The organism is Geomicrobium sp. JCM 19037 (genome assembly GCF_000698105.1).
Lineage (GTDB): Bacteria > Bacillota > Bacilli > Bacillales > Marinococcaceae > Geomicrobium_A.
This window is the reverse complement of sequence record NZ_BAWZ01000030.1, coordinates 16543-41354: the sequence shown is the minus strand read 5'-3', so window position 1 is coordinate 41354 and position 24812 is coordinate 16543. Positions and strand designations below refer to the sequence as shown.

Sequence of the window (24812 nt, the reverse complement as noted above, 5' to 3'; positions counted from 1 at the left end):
ACTCCTGCTAATATGATTATGTGCTCATATTAGCATATAGTGATTATAAGTTCAATACATTTTTGTCAGTATGACTAGCGCTGTTAAAGAACAGGTTTCTCTTGGCATTAATGGGGGCTGCCCGTATATAGGAAGATCATAGCTATGGTAAGAATTTTGTCAATTGGCAAGCCGATTTAGCTGAAATCTTATCACTCTTTGTTCTATGGTGGGATTTGCAACAAATGGGTGCGTCAAACAAAAGAAATCTTACCATAGGAAGCACTATGGTAAGATTTACGCTTTGCACTCTGCTAAGTGTCCAAGGCGGTTCATGCAAAGAAAAATAGGAAGACGTCTTCTAGTACTTTCGCTTGTTGAAAATTTCCTATCAACGGTTATATTATGGGATTTTTTACATTTGCACCTCGCCCTATTGCCCGAACCTTCGCATAAAAGGGAGTCATTGATTTCGGTTAACGAGAAGCTTAAAAAGTAATGTGTGTTTTTCTGAGCTGCGAGGTTTTGAACGTGGAACGGGGGAACTGGTTCCAAAGATTATCGATTGGAATCAGATTCACTCATATGTGACCATTTTGCCTCTTTCTGATTCCAATCGATCGACATCTAATTCCAAACGTCCGTCTAAGGAATCAGATTCAACACTTTATAGAAATTGAACAACAATCTAGTTCCAAAGCGATGTTTATTGTGTCGCACAGTTGAAAACGCTTAACTTCTGTCGGCGCGAGTCGCGCCGAATCGAGACCGATTTCGCTTCGGTCCCGCTGGGACCGACCAGTCGTAAGGTGTTAGGTTTAATCCAATCTGCGCGCAAGTTTTACGAAATGAACGGTAAAACCGCTAATAAAGAGCAAACATGATTGCAGAAAGGGTAAACTAGGGCGCACAATGCGCACTACGCGCCCTGCCCCACTCGGTATAACACCATTGGAGTGATTCCGCTACGCGAAGACATTTTTGTCATATCGGCCACAACGTAGGAAATGATGATGTAACCTCTACATTCTGCACCTAGGATTTTAAACAGAAAGTGATTTTTCAACAAACCTCTCTGCATGTTTTGTAAGCTGTGCCCAATCCTTTGTCTCAACGAGTGCTTTCTTTAACAATGAGCACCGGCTCCTATGGCGATTGCACCTGCTTGTCGATATGAGACAAGATTGTCCAAATCAATTCCGCCTGTCGGAATGATTGGGATGTGCCCTAGCGGTCCTTGCACCCCTTTTAGAAACGAATGTCCAAGGGCATCCGCAGGAAACACTTTTACGATGTCCGCGCCCCACTCATACGCTCGAAAAGCTTCGGTTGGCGTAAAGATTCCTGGAATCATCGTCTTTCCTTCTGCCTTCACAAAACGCACGGTCTGCTCGTCCAGAATAGGGGAAACAATGAAATCAGCGCCCGCTTCTAGGCTAATTTCGCGTCGTTTACATTTAGCACTGTTCCTGCACCAATTACTGCCCTTTGATCAAAACGATTTCGCAACCGAGCAATTTGCTCGGTTGCACGGTCCGATTCCATCGTTACTTCCAGTACGTTTACGCCTCCTGAAATGAGTGCTCCTGCGATTTCTTCGATGTCTTCAAAAGGAAGTTTGCGCATAACCGCCACGACCCTCGATTCAGTGAGCAACGTCGTAAAATCAGCCATTTTTATTCTCCTTTAGGATCGCTTTCATTTCTTTTGCCACTTGTTTCGGGTTCGTTGCTTTCGTTAACGCACTTCCAACAATGACAATGTCTGGCTGATGACGACTGACATCTGGCAATGTCTCCAGAGTGATTCCACCCGCAATAGCTTTTTTCAATGTCATCCCTTCAACAAAAGCAAAAGGGGAATCAGCTTTTTTGCCAGTCTTTTGTTCATCTTTACCGACGTGTAATCCCAAATAATCTGGTTGCAACTCATTGATTTCTTCCACCTTGTTTCGCTCGCTAACACCGAGTAGGTCTACCATCATTTCCGCTCCATGTTCGCGTGCGGTAACGATGGTTTCTTGTATCGTAGCTGGAGGTGCAAACGCCATGACTGTAGCAATATCTGCTCCTGATGCAAATGCTTGTGTCGCTTCATGACGACCTGCATCACAGATTTTCATGTCTGCCAAAAGAATGTGGTGAGGGAACGCTTTTCTTAATTCACGTACGATACTCATTCCATACTCTTTAATAACACCCGTTCCAATTTCCACAATATCAATGTACTCATCAACTTCATACACAATGCGAAAACATTCATCCCAATCCAATCGATCCAACGCCAATTGTAGCTTCATCGGTCCCCTCCTTACCGTTCGATACGCTCTATAAACCCAAGCCGCTGTTCTACATCTTCAAGGACCGGTAATCCTTCGTTATCACCGACCACTTCAACAACCATAGAACCAATTGTTGCAGCAAAAGTCATTGTCTTTTCTAGCGACCAACCGTTCAAATATCCATAAACGACTCCAGCATCAAAACCGTCTCCTGCTCCAACCGTATCTACAACTTTCTGGGCAGGCACTGCCGGCACTTCTAGTACTTCGTCCTGGTAAGAAGCGATCGCTCCTTCTTCACCTTTTTTAATCGCTACAAACTCAATGCCTAGCTCTTTTGCTCGAGCAAATACTTCTTTAGGATCTGATGTGCCTAAAATAATCTCTAACTCTTCCTCACCTGCCAAAAGCAAGTCCACATCGTTTAGTAACGGGTATAAAGCGTCCTTTGCTCGTTTTGCAGTCCATAACTTCAATCGAATATTCGGGTCGAGTGACACTTTCATACCGGCTTCTTTTGCTAGTTGTACTGCTCGTTTTGTCACTTCCAAGTTTTCTGGAACGACTGCTGGAAAGACGCCGGTGATATGCAATAGTCGAGCCGCTTGCACGTAATCAGCTGACAAGTTTTCAGCCGTCATTTTTTCGGTCGGAGAAGGGTGGCGGTAATAAAACGTGCGTCCGGCTCCACTTGCTTGGATCTCCTTAAAATTTAGTGAGGTTGCGTACCCTTCCTCTAACCTCACCTCGGTCGTATCGATGCCTTCTCCGCGAGCAAATGAGCGAATGTACTGCCCAAATTCATCTTTACCGAGACGAGAGATCCATCCGGTTTCAAGTCCAAGCCTCGCACAACCGATCGCAAAGTTAAACTCTGCGCCTCCCGCGCGGCGTTCAAAAGAATTCACGAATTTCATCGGCCCTGTTGAACTTGGATTGAGCGTAATCATCGCATCCCCAATCGTAATTACATCTTTCATCGTGTCTACCCCCTTCTTTGTTAAGACAGCTCTAAGTTTGCATGTCTTGCGGTCATTTGTTCATGTTGATTTGTCGTCAGTTTCACAATGATTGCATCCAATAATACGTGTACACTTTGGTCAAATTGATTGCCGAGTGGTTGAATCGTTACAGGCTCATGGTTGAGACGCTTTTTCGTTGCTGCGGGTACGAGAAACACGTGATCTGCCTCAGAAGATTTCTCTTGTTCGGGGTTCGCTGTAACGAGAGCAACCGAAGCGCCTGCTTGTTTTGCTTTTGAAATGAATGACTGTGTCCCCGATGCTGATCCTGATATGATGACTAACAAATCACCGTCGGAAATGCTCGGAGTAATCGTCTCTCCCGTCACATAAACTGTGTAGTCTGCATGCATGAGCCGCATCGCAATCGCTTTTCCCATCAGACCAGAACGACCTTCCCCACTCACAAAGATTCGTTTAGCGCCTTTGATGGCCAACGCAAACGCGTGCATCTGTTCTTCTTTCACATTGCTAACGACAGATTGTACTTCCTTTACACACGATAAGGCTACTTCTTGAAATGTAGACATAAGCGTCTCCTTCTTAATTTTTATGATCAATCGATAAAGCTTGGTAACCATAAAGCAAGATCTGGTAAAAATGCAACAATAATAATCGTTACAAGAATAACAGCGACGTATGGAAGCAAGGCAACAATCGACTTGCTTACGCTTAGTTTTGCTATTGAGCTAGCGAGTAACATACATAAACCGTACGGCGGTGTAATCATTCCGACTGCGAGACACATCACAATAACGATCCCAAAGTGTACAGGATCTACACCGAGAGCCTCTGAAGCAGGCAACACAATCGGTACGAAAAGAATCATCGCTGGAATTGCATCCAAGAACATCCCGACAAACAAGAATAGAAGGATAACCGCGATGAGGAAAAAGCCAACACTAGAGAAGTTATCTTGGAAAAAGCCAGCAATAAGGTCAGGCACCCGGTAGTAACTGAACAGATGGCCCAGTGCAGTTGCTGTAGCTAACGCAAACAACGTGAGAGAGCTTAAACGAATCGTATCATACACAATCGCCGGCATATCTTTGAGTGTAATCGTGCGATAAACAAACACCGCTAGAATAAGTGCGTAACCACAAGCGATAATTGCTGCTTCTGTAGGAGTGACAAATCCACCAATAATTCCACCAAGAATAATCACCGGTGTTAACAACGGAGGGATGCACGTCAAAAAATTCTTCCCGATATCTTTCATGCTCACTCGTTCATGACGAGGATAGTTTTGCTGCTTCGAAATAAAGCCAACAAGGGCCATCATCGCCACGCCCATAAGCAGTCCTGGAATCACACCGCCGAGAAACATCTGACCGACAGATACACTTGTAACACTGCCATAGACGACCATCGGAATACTGGTGGAATTAACATCCCCATCGTGGATGAGGCTGCGTCGTACCGACGGCGGTACTTTTGCTATATCCTTCTTTAATCATGCTCGGAATGAGAATCTTACCAACACCAGCTGTATCCGCTTGAGCAGAACCTGAGATGCCTCCGAAGAACATGGACACCACAATGTTCGCTTGCGCCAATCCTCCACGGATATGCCCAACCATCGACACAGCTAAATTAATAAGTTTTTCGGATATTTTTCCTTGATTCATAATGTTTGCTGCGAGAATGAAGAGTGGAACCGCGAGCAAGATAAACGATTCAAGACCGGAAAACATGCTTTGCATCACTACTTGAAGTGGCAACGAATCTAGCATCCAAATCCCAACAAATGCGACAATCCCTAGCGTAAAAGCAATTGGCACACCTAAAAACAATAATAAAATGAAAAGTGCAACGAGAATGATGCCGGTCATCCGGTTTCTCCTCCTTTCTCAAGCTGATAAGCTTTGCCATCTTCGATCGCGTTTCCAATGGAGAAGAGTAGCATTCCGAATCCTGCAACTGGAAGCGCAAGCCACAAATACCCTTGTTGTAGCTCTGGTAACGTATTCACGGTCCACTCCCAGAACAACTGTACAAGCTTGAGCCATGGACGATCATCATTAAACCAAACCCTCCGATGAGTATATGACTAATCATCTTCACCGTTAGGAGCGCGCGGCCTTGTAACTTTTCAAATAAGTAATCAATTTTAAAATGCTCTTGATGATAGACCATCACCGCTGCTCCTAAAAAAACCATCCAAATAAACGCGTACGTTGCGACTTCTGCAGGCCAAAGTAACGTGATGGTCGGAACATAGCGAGAGAGCAGCTGTAAAAATATGCAAACGACAAACACGATAAAAAACAGAGCAGCCGCACGCATAAATACGTATTCAATGCCGTTCAGTAATGTTTTCATTTCCACTCCTCCTTATTGGTCGGCCAACTCTTGAATTGCTTCGTATAGCTCGACTGCATCGAGCTCTTCTGCGATTCGTTCACGTACCGACTGTGTCTGCTCAATGAATGGTTCAATATCTACTTCGTTCACGATTGCACCCTCATCTTCTAGTGCTTCTAAAGAAGATTCTGCGAGTTGTAAATCCGCTTCCCTTGCCGCTTCTGTAGCAACCTCAGCAGCGATCTCAATCATTTCTTGTTCTTCATCGGTAAACCTCTCCATTACAACGTCTGACGTTAAAAAGAAACGCGTCGTAAAATCGTGGTCAGTAAGGGAGATGTAGGGCGTCACTTCATGGTGACTAGACTGATAAACGTTCGTAAAGTCATTTTCTGAAGCATCAACCACACGGTTTTGCAACGCTTGATACATTTCGTCCCAAGCAACGCTTACAGGGAGCGCGCCAAGTGCAGACCAACTGTCTTGAATACCAGGTGAATCTTGGGTACGGATGCTCACATTACGAAGGTCTTCCACCTCTTCCACTGGCTGTGCCCCGTAATATTGCCGTACTCCTGCTGTCCAGTATCCGAGGACTTGGAGGTTCGTCTCGCTTTCTACCATCTGGCTCATCTCTTCACCAATGTCCCCATCGACAACGGCCAACCAATGTTCATAACTTGTGAATAAATATGGCATAGAAAACAAGTCAACTTCTTGTTGCACTTGTGTCATAAAACCTGGTGACACAACGGTCATATCGACGCCTCCGGTGGCGATGCTTTGCAACAACGTGTCCTCATTACCTCCTAGCGATCCATTTGTATGTAATTCTGCTGTAATTGCGCCATCCGATGTCTCTTCAATTGCATCACGGAATTCTCGAAATCCAACAGCAAACGGACTACTTTCATCCAATTGTGTAGCGAGAATGAGTTTCTTAGGATCCCCTGGATCTCCAGCCACGTCCTCTGACTGGCAACCTGCTAATGCGATTACCGTTACTAGACTCATCAATCCGAACTTTTTCATGCATTCTCCTCCTTGTCAATTAACAAGATAATCGACGTTCAATACGGGTTGTAACCGGTACGTATTCTTTTCTCGTAATCCTTGTTCACTGTCCTCGATCTCCGCTAAAAGTAGCTCTGCAGCTTTTCTACCCATCGCAAATGTCGGTTGAGCGACCGTTGTTAAAGGTGGATTAAAGAATTCTGCGAAGGAAACATCATCAATACCAATCACAGCGAGCTTTTCTGGAACGAACAGTTTTTCAGATTGAATGTATTTGAGAATCTCTTGAAGCACCCGATCATTTCCGGCAATGACAGCATCTGGGGGAAATTCACTCATCATCTGTTGCATTACCTTTTGTACGTCATCGACTCAGCGCTTCGTACAAGTGCCTGATCTACATGGACCCCTAAATTTTTTAGCACTTGATAGTAGGCATCCTTACGTTCCACCCGAGGGTAATGTGATGTTTGATCGGTTGAGTAATTAAGCCGATTTTCTCATACCCTTTTCCGACTAGCTCCTCCACAGCAAGCCTAACGGCTTCTAAGTTATCGGATAAGACCGCATTGACTTCAACATCTTCAATCAATCGGTCTAAAAAAACGAGGGGGTAGTGCTGTTCCACTAATTGTGTGAACAATGCTTGATTATCACTCGTTGGAAGGACGATTAGACCGTCAACTTGCTTTGCCCGAAGCATATCAATGTAATGCTTCTCCTTTTCCGGTTGGTCATCTGCGTTGCAAACGATCACATGGAAGTCATTCGCATGGCACGTATCTTCAATTGCCCGAACGATTCCAGTAGAGAATTCGTGCAAAATATTCGCAACGATCACACCGATCGTTCGCGTTTTCTTCTGACGCAAGCTTCGCGCAACCCCATTCGGACTATATCCCAACTCATCAATCGCTCGTTCAATTTTCTTTTTTGTTTCATGGCTCATATAGTGAAAACGTTCGTTCATATATTGTGAAACGGTGCTTTTGGACACCTCCGCTAACGCGGCAACGTCCGCCATCGTCACTTTACCCATCAAACACCTCCATAACTAAACCGATTTATCTCTGTGTAAAAAAGGAAGCGCATCCAAAGAAACGCTTGTAACTAAATCGATTTATGATTCCGTTATATTGTAGCTTGGTGAAAGCGGTTTTACAACATATTATTTAAGATTCCCACAAAAAAATCAGCGTGACTCTCTCTCCAAGGAGCGTCACGCTGTTCAGGTTTATCCGATCAACACTTGATCTTTCGGGTAGCTTGCTCGGCTTACCGTCTGTTGATACGTGAGAGCGTACGCCAATGCTAGCGGCCCTAAACGGCCAACAAACATCGTAATCATGATGACTACTTTTCCAACTGTTGATAGCTCATCTGTAAAGCCCATTGACAAGCCTGTCGTACTAAATGCGGATACCACTTCAAATAGAACGGTTAAAAAATAAACGTCATTAATCCCTTCCGTTACAGTAAGGATGAGCGTCGCAACAATGATAAACGCAAGTGAACTCACGACGACTGCAAGAGCTCTCATGATCGTTTCCATCGCAATCGTTCGCTTAAACGCATGCACTTGATTGCCACTTCGAAATGTATTGAACATGGCCAACAACAAAACAACAAACGTATTCGTTTTTATTCCGCCACCTGTGCCACCAGATGATGCACCAATAAACATGAGCACGATGATGAGAAATTGTGAGGCAACGAGCATACTGCCAATATCTACCGTATTAAACCCCGCACTACGGGGGGTGGCACTTTGAAAATAAGCAGCCCATAACCGCTCCGATACAGATAACCCGTTCGAAGCTGGATTCCATAGCTCTAAAAGAAATAACGCCACAAAACCAAAGACGAGAAGTGCCGCTGACGTAGTGAGTACGACTTTAGAATGTAGAGACAAAAAGCGGAAATTCCTCGTTTTGTATACGTCGGCTATGACCATAATCCCTAAACCACCGACAATAAACAACGTGGAGAGGCTAAGGTTAACGGTAGGATCTCCGACAAACTGTTCCATACTCTGATCGAACAAGGAGAAACCGGCATTATTAAATGCTGCAACCGAATGAAACAATGCATAATAGAAGGCATCTGCCAGCCCTAACTCTTCATGCCATCTCCACGTTAGAACAAGTGTACTCCCCCCTTCTAATAAAAGGGCAAACAGTAAGACAATCATTGCGATTCGTAACAATCCCCTCGCAGACAGGGAATTCGTTGTCGTCTGTAGCAATTGTCGGTACTTTAAACCCGTCACTTTACCAAGTAGAATCGCTACCGAAATCCCAAACACCATGAATCCTAGTCCACCGAGTTGAACGAGAACCATAACGACCGTTTGCCCAAACAAAGATAAATCTGAACCAGTAGAAACTACCGCCAAACCGGTCACACAAACTGCCGATACGGAGGTGAACAACGCATCGGTAAATCCAATACTTGTTGGACCTGCAGAAGACGATGGCAACAGCAGAAGCACCGTCCCAATCATAATTAAGAAGAGAAATCCGATAATAATCCACTGAGGGGGATTAATGTGAATATCTTTATTGTGGAGTCTCACCTGTGCACCTTCTCTACTTTACTGTCTTATCGTAATCCTTCTGCATTTTTTGAATCGACTTGGGTTTTCCGATAAGAATTAATATATCCCCTTCTCGAAGCACTCGATCTTGCTTAGGGGAGATGTCGATGTTTTGCTTTCGATCTTTAATGGCCACGATTGTACAACCGTATTTGCGGTTGACCTCTAAATCTTCAATCTTCCAATGACTCATCCCCTTTTGCACGAGAATTTCCTCGACGTGATAATCATCTGACAGTTCCAAGTAATCAACGAGATGATTCGATCCGATAAGGTTGCCTAGACGCCTCCCCATATCTCTTTCAGGAAAAATAACTTGATCTGCACCAATTTTTGTAAGTACTTTACCGTGGTGCTCATCTTTTGCTTTGGCGGTAATCTTTTCAACTTCCATTTCCTTGAGCAATAATGTAATGAGGATGCTTGCTTGTAGGTCTTCTCCAATACCGACAATCGCATGACTATATTTATGAATGCCAAGCTGTTCCAGCGCGACTTCATCGGTTGCATCAATTTGAACAGCATAACTTGCATCTGTTGATATTTCTTGAACTTTGTGTTCATCAATATCGATGGCTAGCACTTCATGACCATTGCCGATCAATGTTTTTGTTACACTAACGCCAAATCTCCCTAAACCGATGACGACAAATTGTTTTCTTTTCAAGTGACTGCCTCCTATCCTTTTTACAATATGCACATGGTACATAAAAAAACTGTCAAAAGGGCATAAATTCCCCCAGATTGACAGGCTCCACCAAAAAACAGCTATGTATTACAAGTGATTATAAACGTTATTCGATGTAAGTCAAGAGCTATTTGCATAAATGTTCAGCAGTTTGACAGCCTATTCATGAAAGGAGGCTCCTATGACAAGAGGACAATCAAAAAACAATAAACGAAAAGACAAGTCCAAGCTATCTCAAACCCCTGAAGCACTTAAAGAAACTGATGGGCAAGATGTAGAATATTCTTCAGAGCTGGCTGACCATGATGACCTTGTTGCAAAACGTCGCGCTGAAGAAGCTGACAAGCGGAGTCATTAATCGCCAAGTGCGCACACGCTTATCATTGTGTGTGCGCATTGGCTACGATTTCGTATAACAGACCACTTCTGACGAATGATCAACCACTTCAACGTCCTCATTCTCTATAATAAACGTGATCATATCAATCGTGTTCGGCGGATCGTGGTCGCCGTAGTAGGTTAAATACGTGGCTGTAACCGTCACGAATTCGTTATCTTCGTTATTCGTTTCTAAAGCTAACAAATCATGATGCTGCTCACCGATGCCAAACAGTTCTTCAGCATAAGGGGTAATGAGCGATTCGTATACATCTTCCTTTGCATTTGCCAATGTTGTAGTCATCGTACATACAACGATAGCCCAAAAAACAGCTCGCAGTTTTTCATCCGCACTCACCTCAGCGGTTAATTTCCCCGAAAGTTAGAATTTTTATCGAAGTTAAAATTACCCTTTTGCTAAATGAAACACCAACTCGTAAGAAATGGACGCCACATGTGATTATAGAAGTGTCGGCCTCTTAGGTGAATCACAAAAACCGCCAACGTTTAAAGCGAACGTTGGCGGTTTTACATCAATAACATGACTAGTTAATCATCATGTGTTCTGAACTACTCTAGTGAAACGGTAAGATCTGTTGTATTTTTGCAAAGACGAAAGGCTTTACGCCTAATGTAGATTCTGGTTCAGATGGTTTGGCTGTAAAAGGGGTAGTATATGTCGGCGGCCCACCAGGAGCATTACCCCAGTTCACATCGAGCACTTTCAACCCACTGCCCATATCGGAACCAAGAATGTAGTCTCCGTAAATAAACACTCCCCACACATTGGCCGCATCGGGTACATAAGACGCTACTTCTCTCGGATGATGGGGATTGGATAAGTCAATCATGCGTATACCATCAGAATAGTGGGAGAGATACAGCTTATCTCCCTCAACTTTAGGGTCATGTACGGTATACGTTCCTCGCTCCCTTTCTTCTGGATCAATTTGTTCTTGAGAGTTATCTGAACGAATATCGCTGATAAGAACTGGGTTTGATTTATCCGAGATGTCATAAATTCGGGTGTATCCCCATCCTCTTTCGAATTCTGGATCGTCTGGATCTGGCTCAAATACTTCTCTTGTCTCTACGAGAATCGTATCATCATGAGCGAGCGCGGCGGAGTGCGCAGCACCTTGGACATCTCGTTCAAAACTCGTATGACCGACTACTTCTGGCGCTTCAGGATTGCGAATATCCATAATAACAGTACCTAAATCCCAATAAGAGATGTATGCATAATCTCCTGCCTGATCGGTAATGACGCTATGTGCAAATGCGGAACGTTCGGCCCCTTCTTCATCCGTGTAATTCATTCCATCAAAATCATTAGCACGAATCAATTCCCTCGGATCCCAATTGTGAAGGTGCTCTGGGTTCTCCGGGTCGCTCACATCAACGATTGTGAAATCATGATAGTCACCCTCGGTATAAAAATCCGCATAAATGTTCGCCGTTAGAAGAATGGCTCGGTCTTCTTGCGTCGTCAAATACAACTCGTGCGTGCCTGTTAGTACATCAGCAGGAAGCTCATAATAGCCAAGTTGTTCGGGTCTTTCTGGATTGGTAACATCATAAATCGCCGTGCCAGATTGTTCAGTTTCATCTTGATTGTATTTTTGTAGACTAACGACAGCTAAGTCCCCTGTAAAATGGGGTGTGTCCACCGACTTGACAATGACTTTTTCCTGCCAAGTACCAGGGATGTCATTTGCAAATACACTCACCTCTTCTGGATTTTCTGGGTCCGTCATATCAAACACACGAACGCCCTCATTGGATCTTGCCCCCCGGTGTGTTCCTAAGTATGCATGATCTTTATGCGCATACACGTCTGCAGTCGTCACACTCTGCCCATCAATCTCCTTTAGTTCAACAGCTGCAACTTCAGTGACATTAGTGAATTGCCCTTGCTGAACTGTAATAGACGCTTCTCCGCTCGCGTGCGAAGGACCAGGTTCAACAGGTTTAACGATCCCCTGCCCATGCTCCTCTGGGCCAAGGTTACACGCATGAGCAACAGGTGCACCGAGCGCAAGCATTGCAGCGCCTCCTACAATGGCAGTTCGCTTAAACATTTTATACAACAAAAGCCATCCCTCCTAAATTGAGTATCGCTTCAATTGTAATATTTTTACTTTTTTTAATGAAATAGTATATTTTTCTAAAATTATTAATTATTGATTCTTTAGAACCGCATTACCACTGCATCGATCTTCTATATTATAGAAATCAACGGTATACTGCACTCAAAGCAGTGACGTACGACAAACATTCCTCAGTCCTCGATTCCATTCGGTGTGGGAGTGTGAAGTTGTGAAAAAACATCATCCGCTGCGCGAGACTAATCTCTAATTGTACACCTTGAAAACATTGATTCTTATTGACGATGTTTCTCGGTGATTGTCCCGAGAACAGCGTTCCCTGCTCTGCAATACGCGCAGTAAATCCTGCGGTTTGTAGTGCGCACAGCGTCTCCCTTTTTAGCTGTTCATCACGTCCTCCAATGATTGTGTCTCTTTGTTCAGGCTTTCCAAGATACCCATGTATAGCAAGTGTTGTTGTTGATTCGCCCACCACGTGTACACCCATCGGTTCATCAAAATGGGTCGATGTGATGTGCATGTCCGCATTACCTGATTTTTGCCTACCTTCAAATATGTAGAAGCCCATACCCGTGCGTTCTGCGAGCAACCTAGTAAGTTCACTCGTACCTGGTTCAATCCCACCGCCATGGGGCGCAATAATCATCCGTTGCTTGGCACATACTTGAATATCGTAGTCTTGCCCTTTTATATGTTGCATTTTAAGTTCATCATACGTTTCATATCGATCCATCGTTAGGCTCCTTATTTAAATTAACGACCTTCAAAAAAACAACCACCACTAACTCAGAAGCTGAATTCTATTATTGTTTATTTTGTCTCTTTATGATCTGAGTCTATGATGGGATTTTATCGCATTTTCACTTAAAACCCAAGAAAACCGAGCATACACGCTAATATGCTCGGTTTCTTCATTCTATTCTACACTTGTTCATCCATTCTCTAGCACTTCATGAAGCTGGTCAGGGAAATCAGTGAAAATCCCGGTTACGCCCCAATCGACGAGACGTTGCATATCGTCTTGATCATTTACCGTATACACATGAAAATGAAATCCATGGTCCAATGACTGTTGAACAAATGCTTCATCAATTACTTCTGTACCATCATAATAGTCGAGATGTGCGCCAATACCTGCGGCATATGAGCCGATCTCTTCAAAATGTTCATCTGTCATATCTACTGGAGCGGGTGTGACATCTAGCCACTCCTCTATTTCTCCTGTTTCTTCATCCACTTCCCACCATAGCAGTTGTATGAGTGGAATATCGGCATTAAGTTCATGCATCATTTTCAAACTCTCCGGGCTGAATGACTGCAAAAGCACCGTTCCGTTGTCCACAAGCCCTGCCTCTTCGACAATCTCAACGAGTGGCTCTTCCATTCCTTGGTTAATTTCTGGTGATTTCGTTTCAATGTAATAATTCTCGTCAGGTCCATACAACTCAATAATCTCTTCGACAGTGAGAATTTCTGCGCCTTCATACGCCTCATCTGCATACTCTGGATACTCTTCATTAAACCAAGAGCCGGCATCTAGTTCCTTCAGCTCTTCAAGCGTATAATCACCAATCGCTCCTTCTCCGTCTGTCGTTCGGCTTATTTCATCATCATGAAAAGCAACAAGCTCGCCATCAGCGGTCATTTGCACGTCAAACTCTAAATAATCTGCGTCCATTTCTAGTGCAAGATCAAAGGCATACTCAGTACTTTCCGGAGCATACCCGCTCGCCCCGCGGTGAGCAATAACAGCGAAATCATCTGGAGCGGTCATCTGTTCAACTTCTTCATCTGCATCCTCTGCTTCTTCGTCTTCATCTACTTCTGCTATCTCCTCAGTTTCATGCCCATCCCCTGTTTCAACATCTGCTTCCTCTTCATCAGAACTGCAGGCCGTCATTATTGCAACTAAACCGACAGTCCCAATACCCATATGCCATGACTTTCTCATGTGCAAAACCTCCTAGTGTGTAATATATTTAGTATGATTTAAACATAATAAATACTAGTAGAAAACTACTCGTTCTGCAACTAAGAGTTGATGCTGATATATGGAGAATAAGTGACGTTGGACATTGTTGTTACAGGTAACTTGAACAAAGCCCCGAATTTTAGCCGTATTTAAGAAAAGAATGAGTGTAAAGGTTTGCACCATATGTACGTCCCTTGCATCGACGTGTGTCAAATCTCCAACCAGTATGTGTCTACCCCATAGGTACAATTCCATGTGCACGCTTTCGACACGGGTGTGCACGTTTTCGACATGGATGTGCACATATTCGACAGCGAAGTGCACACTTTCGGCACAGATGTGCACATACTCGACACAGGTGTCCACACTTTCGACAATCCGTCCTCACCCACCTCACTACCTGCAAGTTAACCTTTGAAACAGTAAAAACCCGAGCTAAATTCATAGAATTTAGCTCGGGGTTGAATTTATTTAGCTCGAATGCCGGAACTACATCATTCCTGGCATTCCGCCGCCCATGCCGCCCATGTCAGGCATTCCGCCGCCGGCGCCTTCTGGCTCTGGGTGGTCGGCAACGACTGCTTCTGTTGTTAGGAACAAAGCAGATACAGAGGCTGCGTTTTGGAGTGCTGAACGCGTTACTTTTGTTGGGTCAACAATACCTGCGTCGAACATGTTTACCCACTCGTCTGTTGCCGCGTTGTAACCAACACCGATTTCTTCTGTCTTTAAACGCTCAACAATGACAGACCCTTCAAGCCAGCGTTGTGTGCAATTTGACGAACAGGTGCTTGAAGCGCGTGAAGAACGATGTTGACACCTGTTGCTTGGTCTCCTTCAGCTTGGATCGCTTTAACAGAGTTGTACACATTAACAAATGCTGTACCACCACCGGAAACCATGCCTTCTTCAACCGCTGCACGTGTTGAGTTCAAAGCATCTTCAATGCGTAGCTTACGTTCTTTCATTTCTGTTTCAGAAGCTGCACCTACTTTAAGGACAGCAACCCCACCAGAAAGCTTCGCAAGACGCTCTTGAAGTTTTTCTTTATCAAATTCAGAAGTTGTTTCTTCTGCTTGTGATTTGATTTGGTTTACACGAGCTGTAATTTGGTCAGGCGCTCCTGCACCTTCAACAACTGTTGTGTTGTCTTTTGTAACAACGATTTTAGACGCGCGACCGAGTTGGTCAATCGTTGCTGACTTCAAGTCGTGTCCAAGATCTTCTGTAAGAACTGTTCCGCCTGTAAGAACTGCGATGTCTTCAAGCATTGCTTTACGACGATCACCAAAGCCTGGTGCTTTCACAGCGACAGCGTTGAATGTTCCACGAAGTTTGTTAAGCACGAGTGTTGCAAGTGCTTCGCCTTCCACATCTTCAGCGATGATGAGGATAGGACGGTTTTGTTGAACAACTTGCTCAAGAACTGGAAGAACTTCTTGAATGTTTGAGATCTTCTTGTCTGTAATGAGGACGTAAGGATTCTCAAGCTCTGCTTCCATCTTCTCGTTATCCGTAACCATGTAAGGTGATGCATATCCACGGTCGAATTGCATACCTTCTACGACTTCTAGCTCTGTTGTGAATCCTTTTGATTCTTCAACAGTAATAACGCCGTCGTTTCCAACACGGCTCATCGCTTCAGCGATAAATTCGCCAACTTCTTCGTCGTTTGCAGAAACAGATGCTACTTGCTTAATCGAGTCGCGACCTTCGATTTCCCGGGAAATCTTTTGAAGTTCTTCAACAGCAACTGCTGTAGCTTTTTCGATTCCACGACGAACGCCCATTGGGTTTGCACCAGATGTAACGTTTTTAAGTCCTTCTTGGATCATCGCTTGTGCAAGAACCGTTGCCGTCGTTGTACCGTCACCGGCAATGTCGTTTGTCTTGCTCGCAACTTCGGATACGAGTTGTGCACCCATGTTTTCAAAGTTGTCTTCAAGCTCAATTTCCTTTGCAATCGTCACACCATCATTTGTAATCAGTGGTGAACCGAATTTCTTTTCAAGAACAACGTTACGTCCTTTAGGTCCGAGTGTAACTTTAACTGTATTTGCGAGTTGGTCAACACCGCTTAACATTGCGCGGCGTGCGTCTTCACTATAACGAATATCTTTAGCCATTGAAATTACCTCCTAAATAAATGTATCTAGGCAGCGAGCCTAAGAGAAACTTCCTTAACCGATGACGGCTAAAATATCACTTTCACGTAAGATCAAATATTCATTGTCTCCGTGCTTTACTTCTGTTCCTGCGTATTTAGAGAAGATAATCGCATCGCCTTCACTTACTTCTGGAGCTACTTTCTCACCGTTTTCAGTGACACGACCTGTGCCAACAGCTACAACTTTACCTTCTTGTGGCTTTTCTTTAGCAGAGTCAGGAAGTACAATCCCGCTCGCTGTTTGTTCTTCTTGCTCAACTAGTTCAATAACAACACGATCACCTAATGGTTTTAACAAGGAAAACAACCTCCTTTGAGTTATGTTGTAAGCACGTCTCTTCTTCAGTTGTTATACTGGGTTCAGTGACTGTACAAGGGATTTATTAGCACTCACTCACGACGAGTGCTAATTCCACTTTCAATAATAAAAGTTTCACCTAAATTTTGCAAGTGGTTGACGAAATTTTTTTGTTACGAATGTTGTTTCAGACAATACGCGTTGTGACATGCTACAATAGAATTGCTTTTTCTTAATTCCCGAACCTAAAGGAGTTTTGTTCCTTGAGTTACACGCTACGATACTGGCTCGTTGTGATCGCATTTATTGTTGCCCAAGTGCTATCGCTGACGTTGAGCATTGTGTTTGGTTTATTTTCTAACATGAGTTAGAAACAGCCATGTCCATGGCTGTCGTCATTCCGTTTTTCCTCGGTGCAGTTACGATGATGTTGCTTATTCGAAACGCACATCCGCTCATGAGACCGGAGAAACCCCGTTCTAATATAGGGCCAACGATTGGTTGGATCTTTGCCGGTGTCGCTCTTGCGCTCATTGGTCAGAACCTCGGATTTGCTATTCAGTCTGGGTTATACGGAGCCCCCCGTGAATCTGAGAACACGATGATGTTATTAGAAGTCATGAGTTCGGTTCCAATTATGTTGCTTGCGGTTGTCATTTTCGGTCCGATCATGGAAGAGATTTTGTTTAGACAAGTGATTTTCGGCAAGTTATACAAACATATGAACTTCTTCTTTGCTGCTGGATTGAGTTCCTTAGCCTTCTCCATTGTTCACATGGAGATCGCGAATATTTTCGTCTATGCAGGAGCAGGTTTTGCCTTTGCTTTCGTCTATGTGATGTCGAACCGCATTATCGTCCCGATCATCGCACACTGTCTCATGAACGCCGTCGCCTCATTACCGATCCTTCTTGAGTATCTAGGCTATGACGTTTTGGAAATGATGGAAAATGTTGAGCAGATGACGCAGTTCATTACACCGTTAATTGGCGTGTTCTTCTCATGAATCCGCTTATTCTAGCGGTATTGTATTTCTTAGTCGGGAATTTGTTTGTTATGTTTGCGATCGTTCATGTACAAACGGAAGGCTGGGAATTCTTTTCGGTTTTATTTATAGGCATTGCCGCGGCTGATTACATGCTCGCCTGGCACAACTTACAAAAACGAAAACAAAGCCAAAGCAATCAATGATGAACGCTTTCGATTCGCCCCAACCACGAATGGTTGGGGCGAATATCACCTTTCACAGTCGTTTGCTGTACATACGTATGATTTTACGAAAATAAAACTGAGCCCATTCCAAGTTGAATGAGCTCAGTTTTTTTAGGTTTACTCTGAATATGTGTCAGACTCTGCCATTTGCCGTTGTGCTTCAGCTTCTTCTTTTAATCGTTTCTTGTAAACCGCCCTAGAGATGACGAGGCTTAATTCATAAAGTAGCAATAACGGTACGGTAACCATAAGGTGGGAAATCAGTTCCGGTGGCGTAATAAATGCTGCGATAACAATGAGTACGAAGTAGGCGTACTTCCGAATTCGGTGCAAAAACATCGGCGAAATGAGGCCGAGCCGGGTTAAGAACATAATGAGCACCGGCAGCTGGAATAAGAACCCAAACGGAATCGTTAACCGAAATAAGAAAGAAAAGTATTCTTTAATTCCGTATTGCTCTGTAATGTTGAGTCGGTCCCCGATACTAGCTAAAAACTCTAATAGATAAGGAATGAGGATATAATAAGAAAAGGCAATACCACCGAGGAAAAGCAAAACCGCAAGTGGGATATAAGATAACGTAATCTTCTTCTCTTTATCCGCCAAACCTGGGGAAACAAATGCCCACATTTGATACCAAATGACTGGCACAATTAAGATTAAACCGATGACAAAAGCAAAGTTAATATACACTTGCAACGGGTCAGTAAGCTGAAAGGCGTTCATCGGGAAGTCTTGGGCTTGTGGGATATTTTGTAAGTATTCAATGACCGTAGGCGCAGCTAGAAATCCTCCAGCCATACCGACAACAAGATAAATCGCAACGATAATTAATCGTTTGCGCAGTTCTTCAAAATGGGCGAGAAAAGTCATGTCTTGTTGTTTCATCTACACCCGTCCTTCATCCAAATCATAATCATTGTGTTCTCCATCTATTTATTCTTCTTCGTATCGTTAAGAACGTTCTGAGTTGCCTTTCGGAACTCTCGTACGGCACTTCCCGTCGCACGTCCTACTTCAGGAAGCTTATTCGGACCAAAGACGATGAGTGCAGCTATGAGGATTACGAGTATACTGCCAAATCCAATATTCATAGTGTCTCCTCCTTTATATTACTTTGTTTGTAGAGGGTAATGTTTGAGAAAGTATATTAAAGATTGCAATTCAATCGAAAGATCAATGCGATGCAAACGGATGTGATCAGGAACGCTCAGTCTCGTAGGAGTAAAGTTCATAATGCCTTGAATACCTGTATTTGCCAAGCGATCTGCAACCGTTTGTGCAACAGCTGACGGAACGGCGAGGATTGCCGCTTTAATGTCGGTTGTTACCTTTTCGTCTAGTTCATCCATATGACTAATGGTGACCCCGCCGATTTCGTGACCGACAAGTGAATGATCATTGTCAAATGCTCGAACGATTTGCGTGTTGTTGTTTTTGGCAAAGTTATAGTTAAGCAACGCTTTGCCTAAGTTCCCAACACCCACTAATATAACATGTGTCGTCTCGTCTTGATCGAGTGTTTTGCGGAAAAATGATAACAAATAATGAACATCATAACCATATCCTTTACGACCTAGAGCGCCAAAATACGAAAAATCCCTTCGAATGGTTGCTGAGTCAATCTTCACCGCTTCGCTCAATTCTGTTGAGGACACGCGTAACTTACCAGAACCATATAGGTTCTCAAGATAACGATAATATAAAGGCAAGCGCTTAGCTGTTGCCTGGGGTATTTTCTGTTGTTCCTCCATAGGCATTCCCTCACGATCGGTCTTCTCTTTACAGCTAGTATTATAACATGTTTTCACCAAAGTCGCTGTACGCTTGACCTATCCGACGTTGTCTTATAACGTTAGACTAAACAGTCTCGCAGATGTCTGCGTAAAAGGATGAGCCCATTGATCATACTGCAATGTGACCGAATTTCGAAATCATTTGGAGTCGACTCATATTACAAGATATAAAAATGGAAATCAAAAGCGGGGAACGTGTTGCGCTCGTTGGCCGCAACGGTAGTGGAAAAACAACACTACTCAAAATTATTACCGGTGAAATGTCTTATGACAGCGGTGAAGTGATTATGCCCAAATCGGTGAACGTCGGCTTTCTCGCCCAGGACACGGGCATGAATTCTACACGCAGCATTTGGGACGAGATGCTTACCGTGTATGAACAAGTCATTAAGCTTCAACATGAGCTCCGAGCACTTGAAGAACAAATATCTGATCCGAAAGTGTTTGAGGATCCAGAGCGGTATGAACAGACGTTGAAAGAATACGACGACAAACAAGAAGCCTTTCAAAACAAGGGTGGCTTCCGTTATGAAGCAGACATTCGCAGCATCCTATCTGGGTTAAATTTCGATCACTTACATTACAGCCAAAAAGTTCAGACGCTTAGTGGTGGTCAAAAGACAAGATTGGCACTCGCCAAACTTCTCTTATTAAAACCAGACTTGCTCATTCTTGATGAGCCGACGAACCATCTGGACATTCATACACTATCTTGGCTAGAGAATTACTTAAACGGCTATGATGGCGCTGTTCTCGTCGTTTCCCACGACCGTTATTTTCTTGACCGAATCGTAACAAAAGTATATGAAATTGCCCATTTGCAAGCGACCGTCTTTACAGGCAATTACACAGATTACCTCATTGAGCGCGATAAACGTCGAGAATTACAACAAAAAGCGTATGACAAACAACAAGAAGAAATTGAACAGCTCGAAACTTTTGTCCAAAAAAACCTCGTTCGCGCTTCTACGACGAAACGTGCACAAAGCCGTCGCCGAAAATTAGAACGAATGGATCGAATCGACGCTCCCCTCTCTGATCAAAAGAGTGCATCGATTTCTTTTGATATTGAACAAAAGAGCGGAAATGATGTGATCAGTGTGAGAGACCTCTCATTTTCGTATGGTGACTTGCCCGTTCTCACCGGAGTGAATCTAGCGATTACACGCGGTGAGAGTGTTGCGATGATTGGACCGAATGGCACTGGGAAGTCCACGCTCTTGAAGATCCTCGGTGGGCGTCTTGAAGCCGAAAACGGAAATGTGCTGCACGGGAGCAAAGTAACTGTAGGGTATTACGACCAAGAACAGCGTGATTTGAACGCGAATAAAACCGTGCTTCAAGAACTTTGGGACGAGTATCCCCATGTGTATGAACGGAACATCCGTACGGTTCTCGGTCGTTTCTTATTTAGTGGGGAAGATGTGCTAAAACCTGTCCACAGTCTGAGTGGCGGGGAGAAAGCACGACTTGTTCTTTCTAAACTGATGATGAAAAAGGCAAACTTGCTACTCTTTGATGAGCCGACGAACCATTTGGATCTCGACAGTAAGGAAGTACTTGAAGAGGCATTGTTGGATTATCCAGGGACGAGCGTATTCATTTCGCATGATCGTTATTTCTTAAACCGTTTATCTACACGAACACTAGAATTTCATGAAGGCTCCCTTATTGAATACCTCGGAAACTATGACTATTATTTAGAGAAAAAAGAAGAAGAAGCAGAGCGGGAACGACTGCGACTTGCTGAACTTACTGACGACCGTGTAGTAAATGCCGCCCCACCTGAATCATCGCAAACCGCAAAGAAAGATTTTATGCAAGGCAAAGAAGATAAACGAGAAGCGCGCAAACGCCAAAGACAGATTGATACGTTAGAAGAAGCAATTGAACAACTAGAGGCGGAAACCGAACAATTACAAGCACTTATTCTCCAGCCCGACGTATACGAAGACTTCGCTCGGGCGACAAAGATCCAAGAAGATATCGAACAAAATGAACGAAAGATTGAAGAACTCCTGGAAGAATGGCAGGAATTGCAATCATAAAACGATTGCCAATGCTTAAGACATGTGCTAATATAATCAACTGTTGTATAACCTCAATGATATGGTTTGAGGGTCTCTACCAGGAACCGATAATTCCTGATTACAAAAATGGCTGTTTTCATTTTTGTAATCAGGAATTTTTTTATGTCTTCCTGAACGATGATGAACGCCATCACTACTAAACAGGAAGAAGGTTGTTTGTATGAATTGGAGAGTGTACATTCTCGCCGCCGCAGCTTTTTCAGTCGGTCTCGTGGAGTTAATCGTTGGGGGTATACTGCCTGTCATTGCTGCTGATTTGGATGTAACCATTGCATCTGCTGGTCAGCTCATTACCGTGTTTGCCCTTGTTTACGCAATTTCAGCACCTGTATTAATCTCAATAACTGCGAAAGTTGAACGGAAGAAATTATATATCATTGCACTCATTATCTTTACCCTTGGAAATATCATGACGTACTTTAGTACGACTTTCGCTCTCGTTATGATTGCCCGTGTTATTACAGCCATGAGTACGGCTCTAGTTGTCGTCTTATCGTTAACCATAACAGCGAAAATTGTAAAACCTAGCCATCGGGCAAAAGCGATTGGCCTTGTGTTTATGGGAATCAGCTCTTCTCTCGTTTTTGGTGTCCCAGTAGGTATATTCCTAACAGAAGTATTGGATTGGAGAACGGTCTTTTTAGGCATTGCCCTTCTATCTTTGCTTTCAATTATTCTTGTGAGCTTGCTCATTGAGAAGATGCCTGTGGAGAAAGTTGTACCGATCCGTGAGCAAGTACAATCGTTGAAAAGCATCAAGATTAGCACTGCTCATTTAGTTACGTTGTTCATGCTCGCCGGTCACTACGTGCTTTATGCGTATTTCACACCATTTCTTGAAGAAGCGTTTCAGATGGAACCGCTATGGATTAGTATTTCTTATCTAATCATTGGTGTAGCATCTATTGGCGGGAATGCACTCGGCGGTGTACTCAGTGACAAGTTTGGATCAAGAACGTCCATACTTGCTGTCGTATCCACATTTGCCGTCGTGCTGTTCGTCATCCCTTTCACGACCGGATATCTATTAATGTTCCTCGTGTTTACCGCATTATGGGGTGGCCTAAGCTGGGCACTCACTCCGGCAATGCAAAACTATTTAATTCAATCGGCGCCAAAAACATCCGACATCCAGCAAAGTTTAAACACTTCCGCTTTGCAATTTGGAATCTCCATCGGTTCAGCAGTTGGAGGACTCGTACTTGCATTTACAGGAACAGTAATGAGTCTCGCAAGCTTCGGAGCGGTTCTCGTTCTAATTGCATTTGGTTTTGCAGTCGTCTCATTACGCAGACCACAACTGAACTATACTCAACAGTCAGCAGAAGTAAAGTGACACAAAAAGCCAGCCTATAGTCGACCTATAGGCTGGCTTTTTAATCAATTATCATCGCAAATATAATCTCCTTGCCAGTCCCAAACGTAAGCTTCGCTTAGCTCTCCTTCAATCTTTAAACCAACAGGGACAAGGGAGAAAGAACGATCACGTTGCCATAGGCGGCAACTTTTTAAATACGTCTTATCATACGCAAATGTGTACGTCTCCAGTTTCTCGAGAACTTCCTCAGGATCTTCTTTTACTCGAGTATGAAGATATTGACGCTCTTCGGTGAGTAAATCAGATTTAAAGTATCCGAGCAGGTGGTAGAGCGCATTGGACAGCTCAGGCAAGTCCGCGGACGGCACTCCTCTATACGTCCTGTCAATTTCCTTTAACCGAAGAAACGCAGCATTCACATCGCGTTCGTTTGGACGTAAATGATGGCGAATGTCCCGATATGCTGATTGTGAGCAAGCGAGGACGAAGTATTTATTTGCTGCCCATACAGCTTCAGCGGCTTTAGATACCGCCTTTCGAGAAGTAATTCGTGACATTCTGTTTTCACCTCACATCTGTAGTAAGAGCAAGGTTTGGTACCCCATTCAATTTCAAATCAGCAACGTTCTTCTTTTTCCATTCTACAAACGCGGCTGCACCAATCATGGCTGCATTATCCGTACATAAAGATAAAGGTGGGATGATGAGTTGCACACCGATACGCTCCATCTTATCTTTCATAGCACTGCGTATCGCTTGATTTGCAGCCACTCCACCTGTAACAATGAGCTGTTTCGTGTCATAAGAGAGCGCCGCTCGCGATGCCCTTTCTACGAGGACCTCAACAATACTTGCTTGAAAGCTCGCTGCAATATCTTCTGCGTGAATGTCTTCGCCTCTTTGCTTTTGATTGTGCACATAGTTTAAGACCGATGACTTCAATCCGCTAAAACTAAAATCATACGTATCTTCCTCTAACCATGACCTAGGAAAATCGATCGTTGGTTCCACTTCTCTGGCGAGCCGATCAATGTGTGGTCCGCCTGGATACGGTAGACCAATGGTGCGAGCTACCTTGTCATATGCTTCACCAACAGCGTCATCTCTTGTCTCGCCAATAACCTCATAACTTCCCTCTGTCTCCATGTAGACTAAAGACGTGTGTCCACCTGAAACAACAAGTGCCATCGCAGGGTATTCAATCGTATCAACCAAGTTCGCCGCATGAATGTGACCTGCAATATGATTAACTGGAAGCAGTGGTAAGTTGTGTGCATACGCAACCGCTTTAGCCGTATTCACACCGACTAACAGAGCACCTACTAGGCCAGGGCCTTCAGTAACCGCCACAGCATCAATATCATCATACGTAAGGTTCGCTTCAGCTAGTGCATGCTTGATCACCGTTGTCATATTTTCAACGTGGTGACGAGAGGCAACCTCTGGCACAACGCCTCCAAATTGTTCATGAATCGCAATTTGCGACGCTACTTGATTGCTCAAGATCTCTTTTCCACCTCGAACGATTGCTGCGGCTGTCTCATCACAGCTCGTCTCAATAGCAAGAATTGTAGGGGTTAACAATGCTC

27 protein-coding genes, 2 pseudogenes and 1 riboswitch are annotated in these 24812 nt (G+C 43.9%); of the genes and pseudogenes, 5 read left to right on the top strand and 24 right to left on the bottom strand.

From position 1 onward, the window contains the following. Nucleotides 1-1105 precede the first annotated feature (1105 nt). From JCM19037_RS28675 to JCM19037_RS15825, 13 genes and pseudogenes are all read right to left on the bottom strand, one after another. A complete protein-coding gene (locus JCM19037_RS28675; RefSeq protein WP_255357928.1) occupies nucleotides 1106-1363 on the bottom strand; it encodes a bifunctional 4-hydroxy-2-oxoglutarate aldolase/2-dehydro-3-deoxy-phosphogluconate aldolase in 258 nt (85 codons plus the stop codon). A gap of 47 nt (nucleotides 1364-1410) precedes the next feature. Beyond that, nucleotides 1411-1653 (bottom strand): hypothetical protein, encoded by a 243-nt coding sequence (locus JCM19037_RS28670; RefSeq protein ID WP_255357927.1) that lies wholly within the window; start codon nucleotides 1651-1653, stop codon nucleotides 1411-1413. After that, entirely contained in the window at nucleotides 1646-2278 is a 633-nt protein-coding gene (gene hxlA, locus JCM19037_RS15865) for a 3-hexulose-6-phosphate synthase (protein WP_042402862.1), read from the bottom strand. The genes JCM19037_RS28670 and hxlA overlap by 8 nt, the downstream gene beginning before the upstream one ends. A gap of 11 nt (nucleotides 2279-2289) precedes the next feature. Beyond that, a complete protein-coding gene (locus JCM19037_RS15860; RefSeq protein WP_042402859.1) occupies nucleotides 2290-3240 on the bottom strand; it encodes a sugar kinase in 951 nt (316 codons plus the stop codon). A gap of 20 nt (nucleotides 3241-3260) precedes the next feature. Next, nucleotides 3261-3812, bottom strand: coding sequence for a 6-phospho-3-hexuloisomerase (gene hxlB / locus JCM19037_RS15855; protein ID WP_042402857.1), 552 nt, complete (start codon nucleotides 3810-3812; stop codon nucleotides 3261-3263). Between the two features lie 26 nt (nucleotides 3813-3838). After that, on the bottom strand, nucleotides 3839-4651 hold the full coding sequence (locus JCM19037_RS29510; protein ID WP_307189844.1) for a TRAP transporter large permease: 813 nt from the start codon (nucleotides 4649-4651) through the stop codon (nucleotides 3839-3841). A gap of 16 nt (nucleotides 4652-4667) precedes the next feature. Further along, nucleotides 4668-5114 (bottom strand): TRAP transporter large permease subunit, encoded by a 447-nt coding sequence (locus JCM19037_RS29505; protein WP_307189843.1) that lies wholly within the window; start codon nucleotides 5112-5114, stop codon nucleotides 4668-4670. Next, a complete protein-coding gene (locus tag JCM19037_RS25895; protein WP_193744780.1) occupies nucleotides 5111-5254 on the bottom strand; it encodes a hypothetical protein in 144 nt (47 codons plus the stop codon). The genes JCM19037_RS29505 and JCM19037_RS25895 overlap by 4 nt, the downstream gene beginning before the upstream one ends. Beyond that, nucleotides 5251-5604: a TRAP transporter small permease gene (locus tag JCM19037_RS15845; RefSeq protein ID WP_042402855.1), complete on the bottom strand. Its 354-nt coding sequence runs from the start codon at nucleotides 5602-5604 to the stop codon at nucleotides 5251-5253. Before JCM19037_RS15845 ends, JCM19037_RS25895 begins: the two co-directional genes overlap by 4 nt. A 12-nt stretch (nucleotides 5605-5616) precedes the next feature. Further along, nucleotides 5617-6618 carry a TRAP transporter substrate-binding protein gene (locus tag JCM19037_RS15840; RefSeq protein ID WP_042402854.1) on the bottom strand — a complete coding sequence of 334 codons (1002 nt, stop codon included), beginning with the start codon at nucleotides 6616-6618 and terminating at the stop codon, nucleotides 5617-5619. 15 nt (nucleotides 6619-6633) lie between these two features. Then, nucleotides 6634-7639, bottom strand: a pseudogene (locus tag JCM19037_RS30245) (substrate-binding domain-containing protein). Nucleotides 7640-7834: 195 nt separating this feature from the next. Then, complete coding sequence (locus JCM19037_RS15830; protein WP_042402850.1) at nucleotides 7835-9175, bottom strand: TrkH family potassium uptake protein; 1341 nt, start codon at nucleotides 9173-9175, stop codon at nucleotides 7835-7837. A gap of 13 nt (nucleotides 9176-9188) precedes the next feature. Then, nucleotides 9189-9863 carry a TrkA family potassium uptake protein gene (locus tag JCM19037_RS15825; RefSeq protein WP_042402847.1) on the bottom strand — a complete coding sequence of 225 codons (675 nt, stop codon included), beginning with the start codon at nucleotides 9861-9863 and terminating at the stop codon, nucleotides 9189-9191. A 202-nt stretch (nucleotides 9864-10065) separates the two neighbouring features. Between JCM19037_RS15825 and JCM19037_RS24520 the strand changes: the two genes are divergently transcribed. Continuing rightward, entirely contained in the window at nucleotides 10066-10242 is a 177-nt protein-coding gene (locus JCM19037_RS24520; protein WP_081829356.1) for a YfhD family protein, read from the top strand. 42 nt (nucleotides 10243-10284) lie between these two features. Here the strand turns inward: JCM19037_RS24520 and JCM19037_RS15820 are convergent, their stop codons facing one another. From JCM19037_RS15820 to groES, 6 genes and pseudogenes are all read right to left on the bottom strand, one after another. Then, on the bottom strand, nucleotides 10285-10566 hold the full coding sequence (locus JCM19037_RS15820) for a DUF3888 domain-containing protein (protein ID WP_152549100.1): 282 nt from the start codon (nucleotides 10564-10566) through the stop codon (nucleotides 10285-10287). 271 nt (nucleotides 10567-10837) lie between these two features. Then, nucleotides 10838-12355, bottom strand: coding sequence for an LVIVD repeat-containing protein (locus JCM19037_RS15815; RefSeq protein ID WP_052363970.1), 1518 nt, complete (start codon nucleotides 12353-12355; stop codon nucleotides 10838-10840). Nucleotides 12356-12497: 142 nt separating this feature from the next. After that, nucleotides 12498-13103 (bottom strand): poly-gamma-glutamate hydrolase family protein, encoded by a 606-nt coding sequence (locus JCM19037_RS15810; protein ID WP_042402841.1) that lies wholly within the window; start codon nucleotides 13101-13103, stop codon nucleotides 12498-12500. 198 nt (nucleotides 13104-13301) lie between these two features. After that, nucleotides 13302-14321 carry a glycerophosphodiester phosphodiesterase gene (locus JCM19037_RS15805; RefSeq protein WP_052363969.1) on the bottom strand — a complete coding sequence of 340 codons (1020 nt, stop codon included), beginning with the start codon at nucleotides 14319-14321 and terminating at the stop codon, nucleotides 13302-13304. Nucleotides 14322-14831: 510 nt separating this feature from the next. Next, nucleotides 14832-16468, bottom strand: a pseudogene (gene groL / locus JCM19037_RS15795) (chaperonin GroEL). Between the two features lie 54 nt (nucleotides 16469-16522). Then, nucleotides 16523-16807 carry a co-chaperone GroES gene (gene groES / locus JCM19037_RS15790; protein ID WP_042402835.1) on the bottom strand — a complete coding sequence of 95 codons (285 nt, stop codon included), beginning with the start codon at nucleotides 16805-16807 and terminating at the stop codon, nucleotides 16523-16525. Nucleotides 16808-17192: 385 nt separating this feature from the next. On the opposite strand from groES, the gene JCM19037_RS15785 reads away from it, so the two are divergent. Both JCM19037_RS15785 and JCM19037_RS15780 read left to right on the top strand, forming a co-directional pair. Beyond that, nucleotides 17193-17813, top strand: coding sequence for a CPBP family intramembrane glutamic endopeptidase (locus tag JCM19037_RS15785; protein WP_193744779.1), 621 nt, complete (start codon nucleotides 17193-17195; stop codon nucleotides 17811-17813). Then, nucleotides 17810-17998, top strand: coding sequence for a DUF4305 domain-containing protein (locus tag JCM19037_RS15780; RefSeq protein ID WP_042402832.1), 189 nt, complete (start codon nucleotides 17810-17812; stop codon nucleotides 17996-17998). The genes JCM19037_RS15785 and JCM19037_RS15780 overlap by 4 nt, the downstream gene beginning before the upstream one ends. Nucleotides 17999-18136: 138 nt before the next feature. On the opposite strand, the gene tatC is transcribed toward JCM19037_RS15780, so the two are convergent. From tatC to JCM19037_RS15770, 3 genes are read right to left on the bottom strand one after another with little or no spacing between them, the layout of a single operon-like run. Further along, a complete protein-coding gene (gene tatC, locus JCM19037_RS15775; RefSeq protein ID WP_042402830.1) occupies nucleotides 18137-18907 on the bottom strand; it encodes a twin-arginine translocase subunit TatC in 771 nt (256 codons plus the stop codon). A 44-nt stretch (nucleotides 18908-18951) separates the two neighbouring features. Beyond that, a complete protein-coding gene (locus JCM19037_RS24515) occupies nucleotides 18952-19113 on the bottom strand; it encodes a twin-arginine translocase TatA/TatE family subunit (protein ID WP_081829355.1) in 162 nt (53 codons plus the stop codon). Between the two features lie 18 nt (nucleotides 19114-19131). Further along, nucleotides 19132-19773, bottom strand: a complete 642-nt coding sequence (locus JCM19037_RS15770; protein ID WP_042402827.1) for a redox-sensing transcriptional repressor Rex — start codon at nucleotides 19771-19773, stop codon at nucleotides 19132-19134. 215 nt (nucleotides 19774-19988) lie between these two features. Here JCM19037_RS15770 and abc-f point away from each other — a divergent pair, with 215 nt between their 5' ends. Further along, the gene (gene abc-f, locus JCM19037_RS15765) at nucleotides 19989-21863 is read left to right on the top strand and encodes a ribosomal protection-like ABC-F family protein (protein WP_307189842.1); all 1875 of its coding nucleotides are present in this window, start codon (nucleotides 19989-19991) and stop codon (nucleotides 21861-21863) included. Between the two features lie 23 nt (nucleotides 21864-21886). After that, nucleotides 21887-21986: riboswitch (purine riboswitch) on the top strand. Between the two features lie 79 nt (nucleotides 21987-22065). Next, on the top strand, nucleotides 22066-23241 hold the full coding sequence (locus JCM19037_RS15760) for an MFS transporter (protein ID WP_042402825.1): 1176 nt from the start codon (nucleotides 22066-22068) through the stop codon (nucleotides 23239-23241). A 44-nt stretch (nucleotides 23242-23285) separates the two neighbouring features. On the opposite strand, the gene JCM19037_RS23225 is transcribed toward JCM19037_RS15760, so the two are convergent. Next, nucleotides 23286-23780, bottom strand: a complete 495-nt coding sequence (locus JCM19037_RS23225; protein WP_052363967.1) for a DUF1722 domain-containing protein — start codon at nucleotides 23778-23780, stop codon at nucleotides 23286-23288. A gap of 7 nt (nucleotides 23781-23787) precedes the next feature. Continuing rightward, nucleotides 23788-24807: a tRNA (adenosine(37)-N6)-threonylcarbamoyltransferase complex transferase subunit TsaD gene (gene tsaD / locus JCM19037_RS15750; RefSeq protein WP_042402821.1), complete on the bottom strand. Its 1020-nt coding sequence runs from the start codon at nucleotides 24805-24807 to the stop codon at nucleotides 23788-23790. Nucleotides 24808-24812: the final 5 nt, after the last annotated feature.

Excerpts from the sequence above, each read along its gene's own strand:
- JCM19037_RS28670 (WP_255357927.1), bottom strand. The coding sequence starts at position 1,653 with ATGGCTGATTTTACGACGTTGCTCACTGAATCGAGGGTCGTGGCGGTT.
- hxlA (WP_042402862.1), bottom strand. The coding sequence starts at position 2,278 with ATGAAGCTACAATTGGCGTTGGATCGATTGGATTGGGATGAATGTTTT.
- JCM19037_RS15860 (WP_042402859.1), bottom strand. The coding sequence starts at position 3,240 with ATGAAAGATGTAATTACGATTGGGGATGCGATGATTACGCTCAATCCA.
- hxlB (WP_042402857.1), bottom strand. The coding sequence starts at position 3,812 with ATGTCTACATTTCAAGAAGTAGCCTTATCGTGTGTAAAGGAAGTACAA.
- JCM19037_RS29510 (WP_307189844.1), bottom strand. The coding sequence starts at position 4,651 with ATGGTCGTCTATGGCAGTGTTACAAGTGTATCTGTCGGTCAGATGTTT.
- JCM19037_RS29505 (WP_307189843.1), bottom strand. The coding sequence starts at position 5,114 with ATGACCGGCATCATTCTCGTTGCACTTTTCATTTTATTATTGTTTTTA.
- JCM19037_RS15845 (WP_042402855.1), bottom strand. The coding sequence starts at position 5,604 with ATGAAAACATTACTGAACGGCATTGAATACGTATTTATGCGTGCGGCT.
- JCM19037_RS15840 (WP_042402854.1), bottom strand. The coding sequence starts at position 6,618 with ATGAAAAAGTTCGGATTGATGAGTCTAGTAACGGTAATCGCATTAGCA.
- JCM19037_RS24520 (WP_081829356.1), top strand. The coding sequence starts at position 10,066 with ATGACAAGAGGACAATCAAAAAACAATAAACGAAAAGACAAGTCCAAG.
- JCM19037_RS15820 (WP_152549100.1), bottom strand. The coding sequence starts at position 10,566 with ATGACTACAACATTGGCAAATGCAAAGGAAGATGTATACGAATCGCTC.
- JCM19037_RS15810 (WP_042402841.1), bottom strand. The coding sequence starts at position 13,103 with ATGGATCGATATGAAACGTATGATGAACTTAAAATGCAACATATAAAA.
- JCM19037_RS15805 (WP_052363969.1), bottom strand. The coding sequence starts at position 14,321 with ATGAGAAAGTCATGGCATATGGGTATTGGGACTGTCGGTTTAGTTGCA.
- JCM19037_RS15785 (WP_193744779.1), top strand. The coding sequence starts at position 17,193 with ATGGCTGTCGTCATTCCGTTTTTCCTCGGTGCAGTTACGATGATGTTG.
- JCM19037_RS15780 (WP_042402832.1), top strand. The coding sequence starts at position 17,810 with ATGAATCCGCTTATTCTAGCGGTATTGTATTTCTTAGTCGGGAATTTG.
- tatC (WP_042402830.1), bottom strand. The coding sequence starts at position 18,907 with ATGAAACAACAAGACATGACTTTTCTCGCCCATTTTGAAGAACTGCGC.
- JCM19037_RS24515 (WP_081829355.1), bottom strand. The coding sequence starts at position 19,113 with ATGAATATTGGATTTGGCAGTATACTCGTAATCCTCATAGCTGCACTC.
- JCM19037_RS15770 (WP_042402827.1), bottom strand. The coding sequence starts at position 19,773 with ATGGAGGAACAACAGAAAATACCCCAGGCAACAGCTAAGCGCTTGCCT.
- abc-f (WP_307189842.1), top strand. The coding sequence starts at position 19,989 with ATGGAAATCAAAAGCGGGGAACGTGTTGCGCTCGTTGGCCGCAACGGT.
- JCM19037_RS15760 (WP_042402825.1), top strand. The coding sequence starts at position 22,066 with ATGAATTGGAGAGTGTACATTCTCGCCGCCGCAGCTTTTTCAGTCGGT.
- JCM19037_RS23225 (WP_052363967.1), bottom strand. The coding sequence starts at position 23,780 with ATGTCACGAATTACTTCTCGAAAGGCGGTATCTAAAGCCGCTGAAGCT.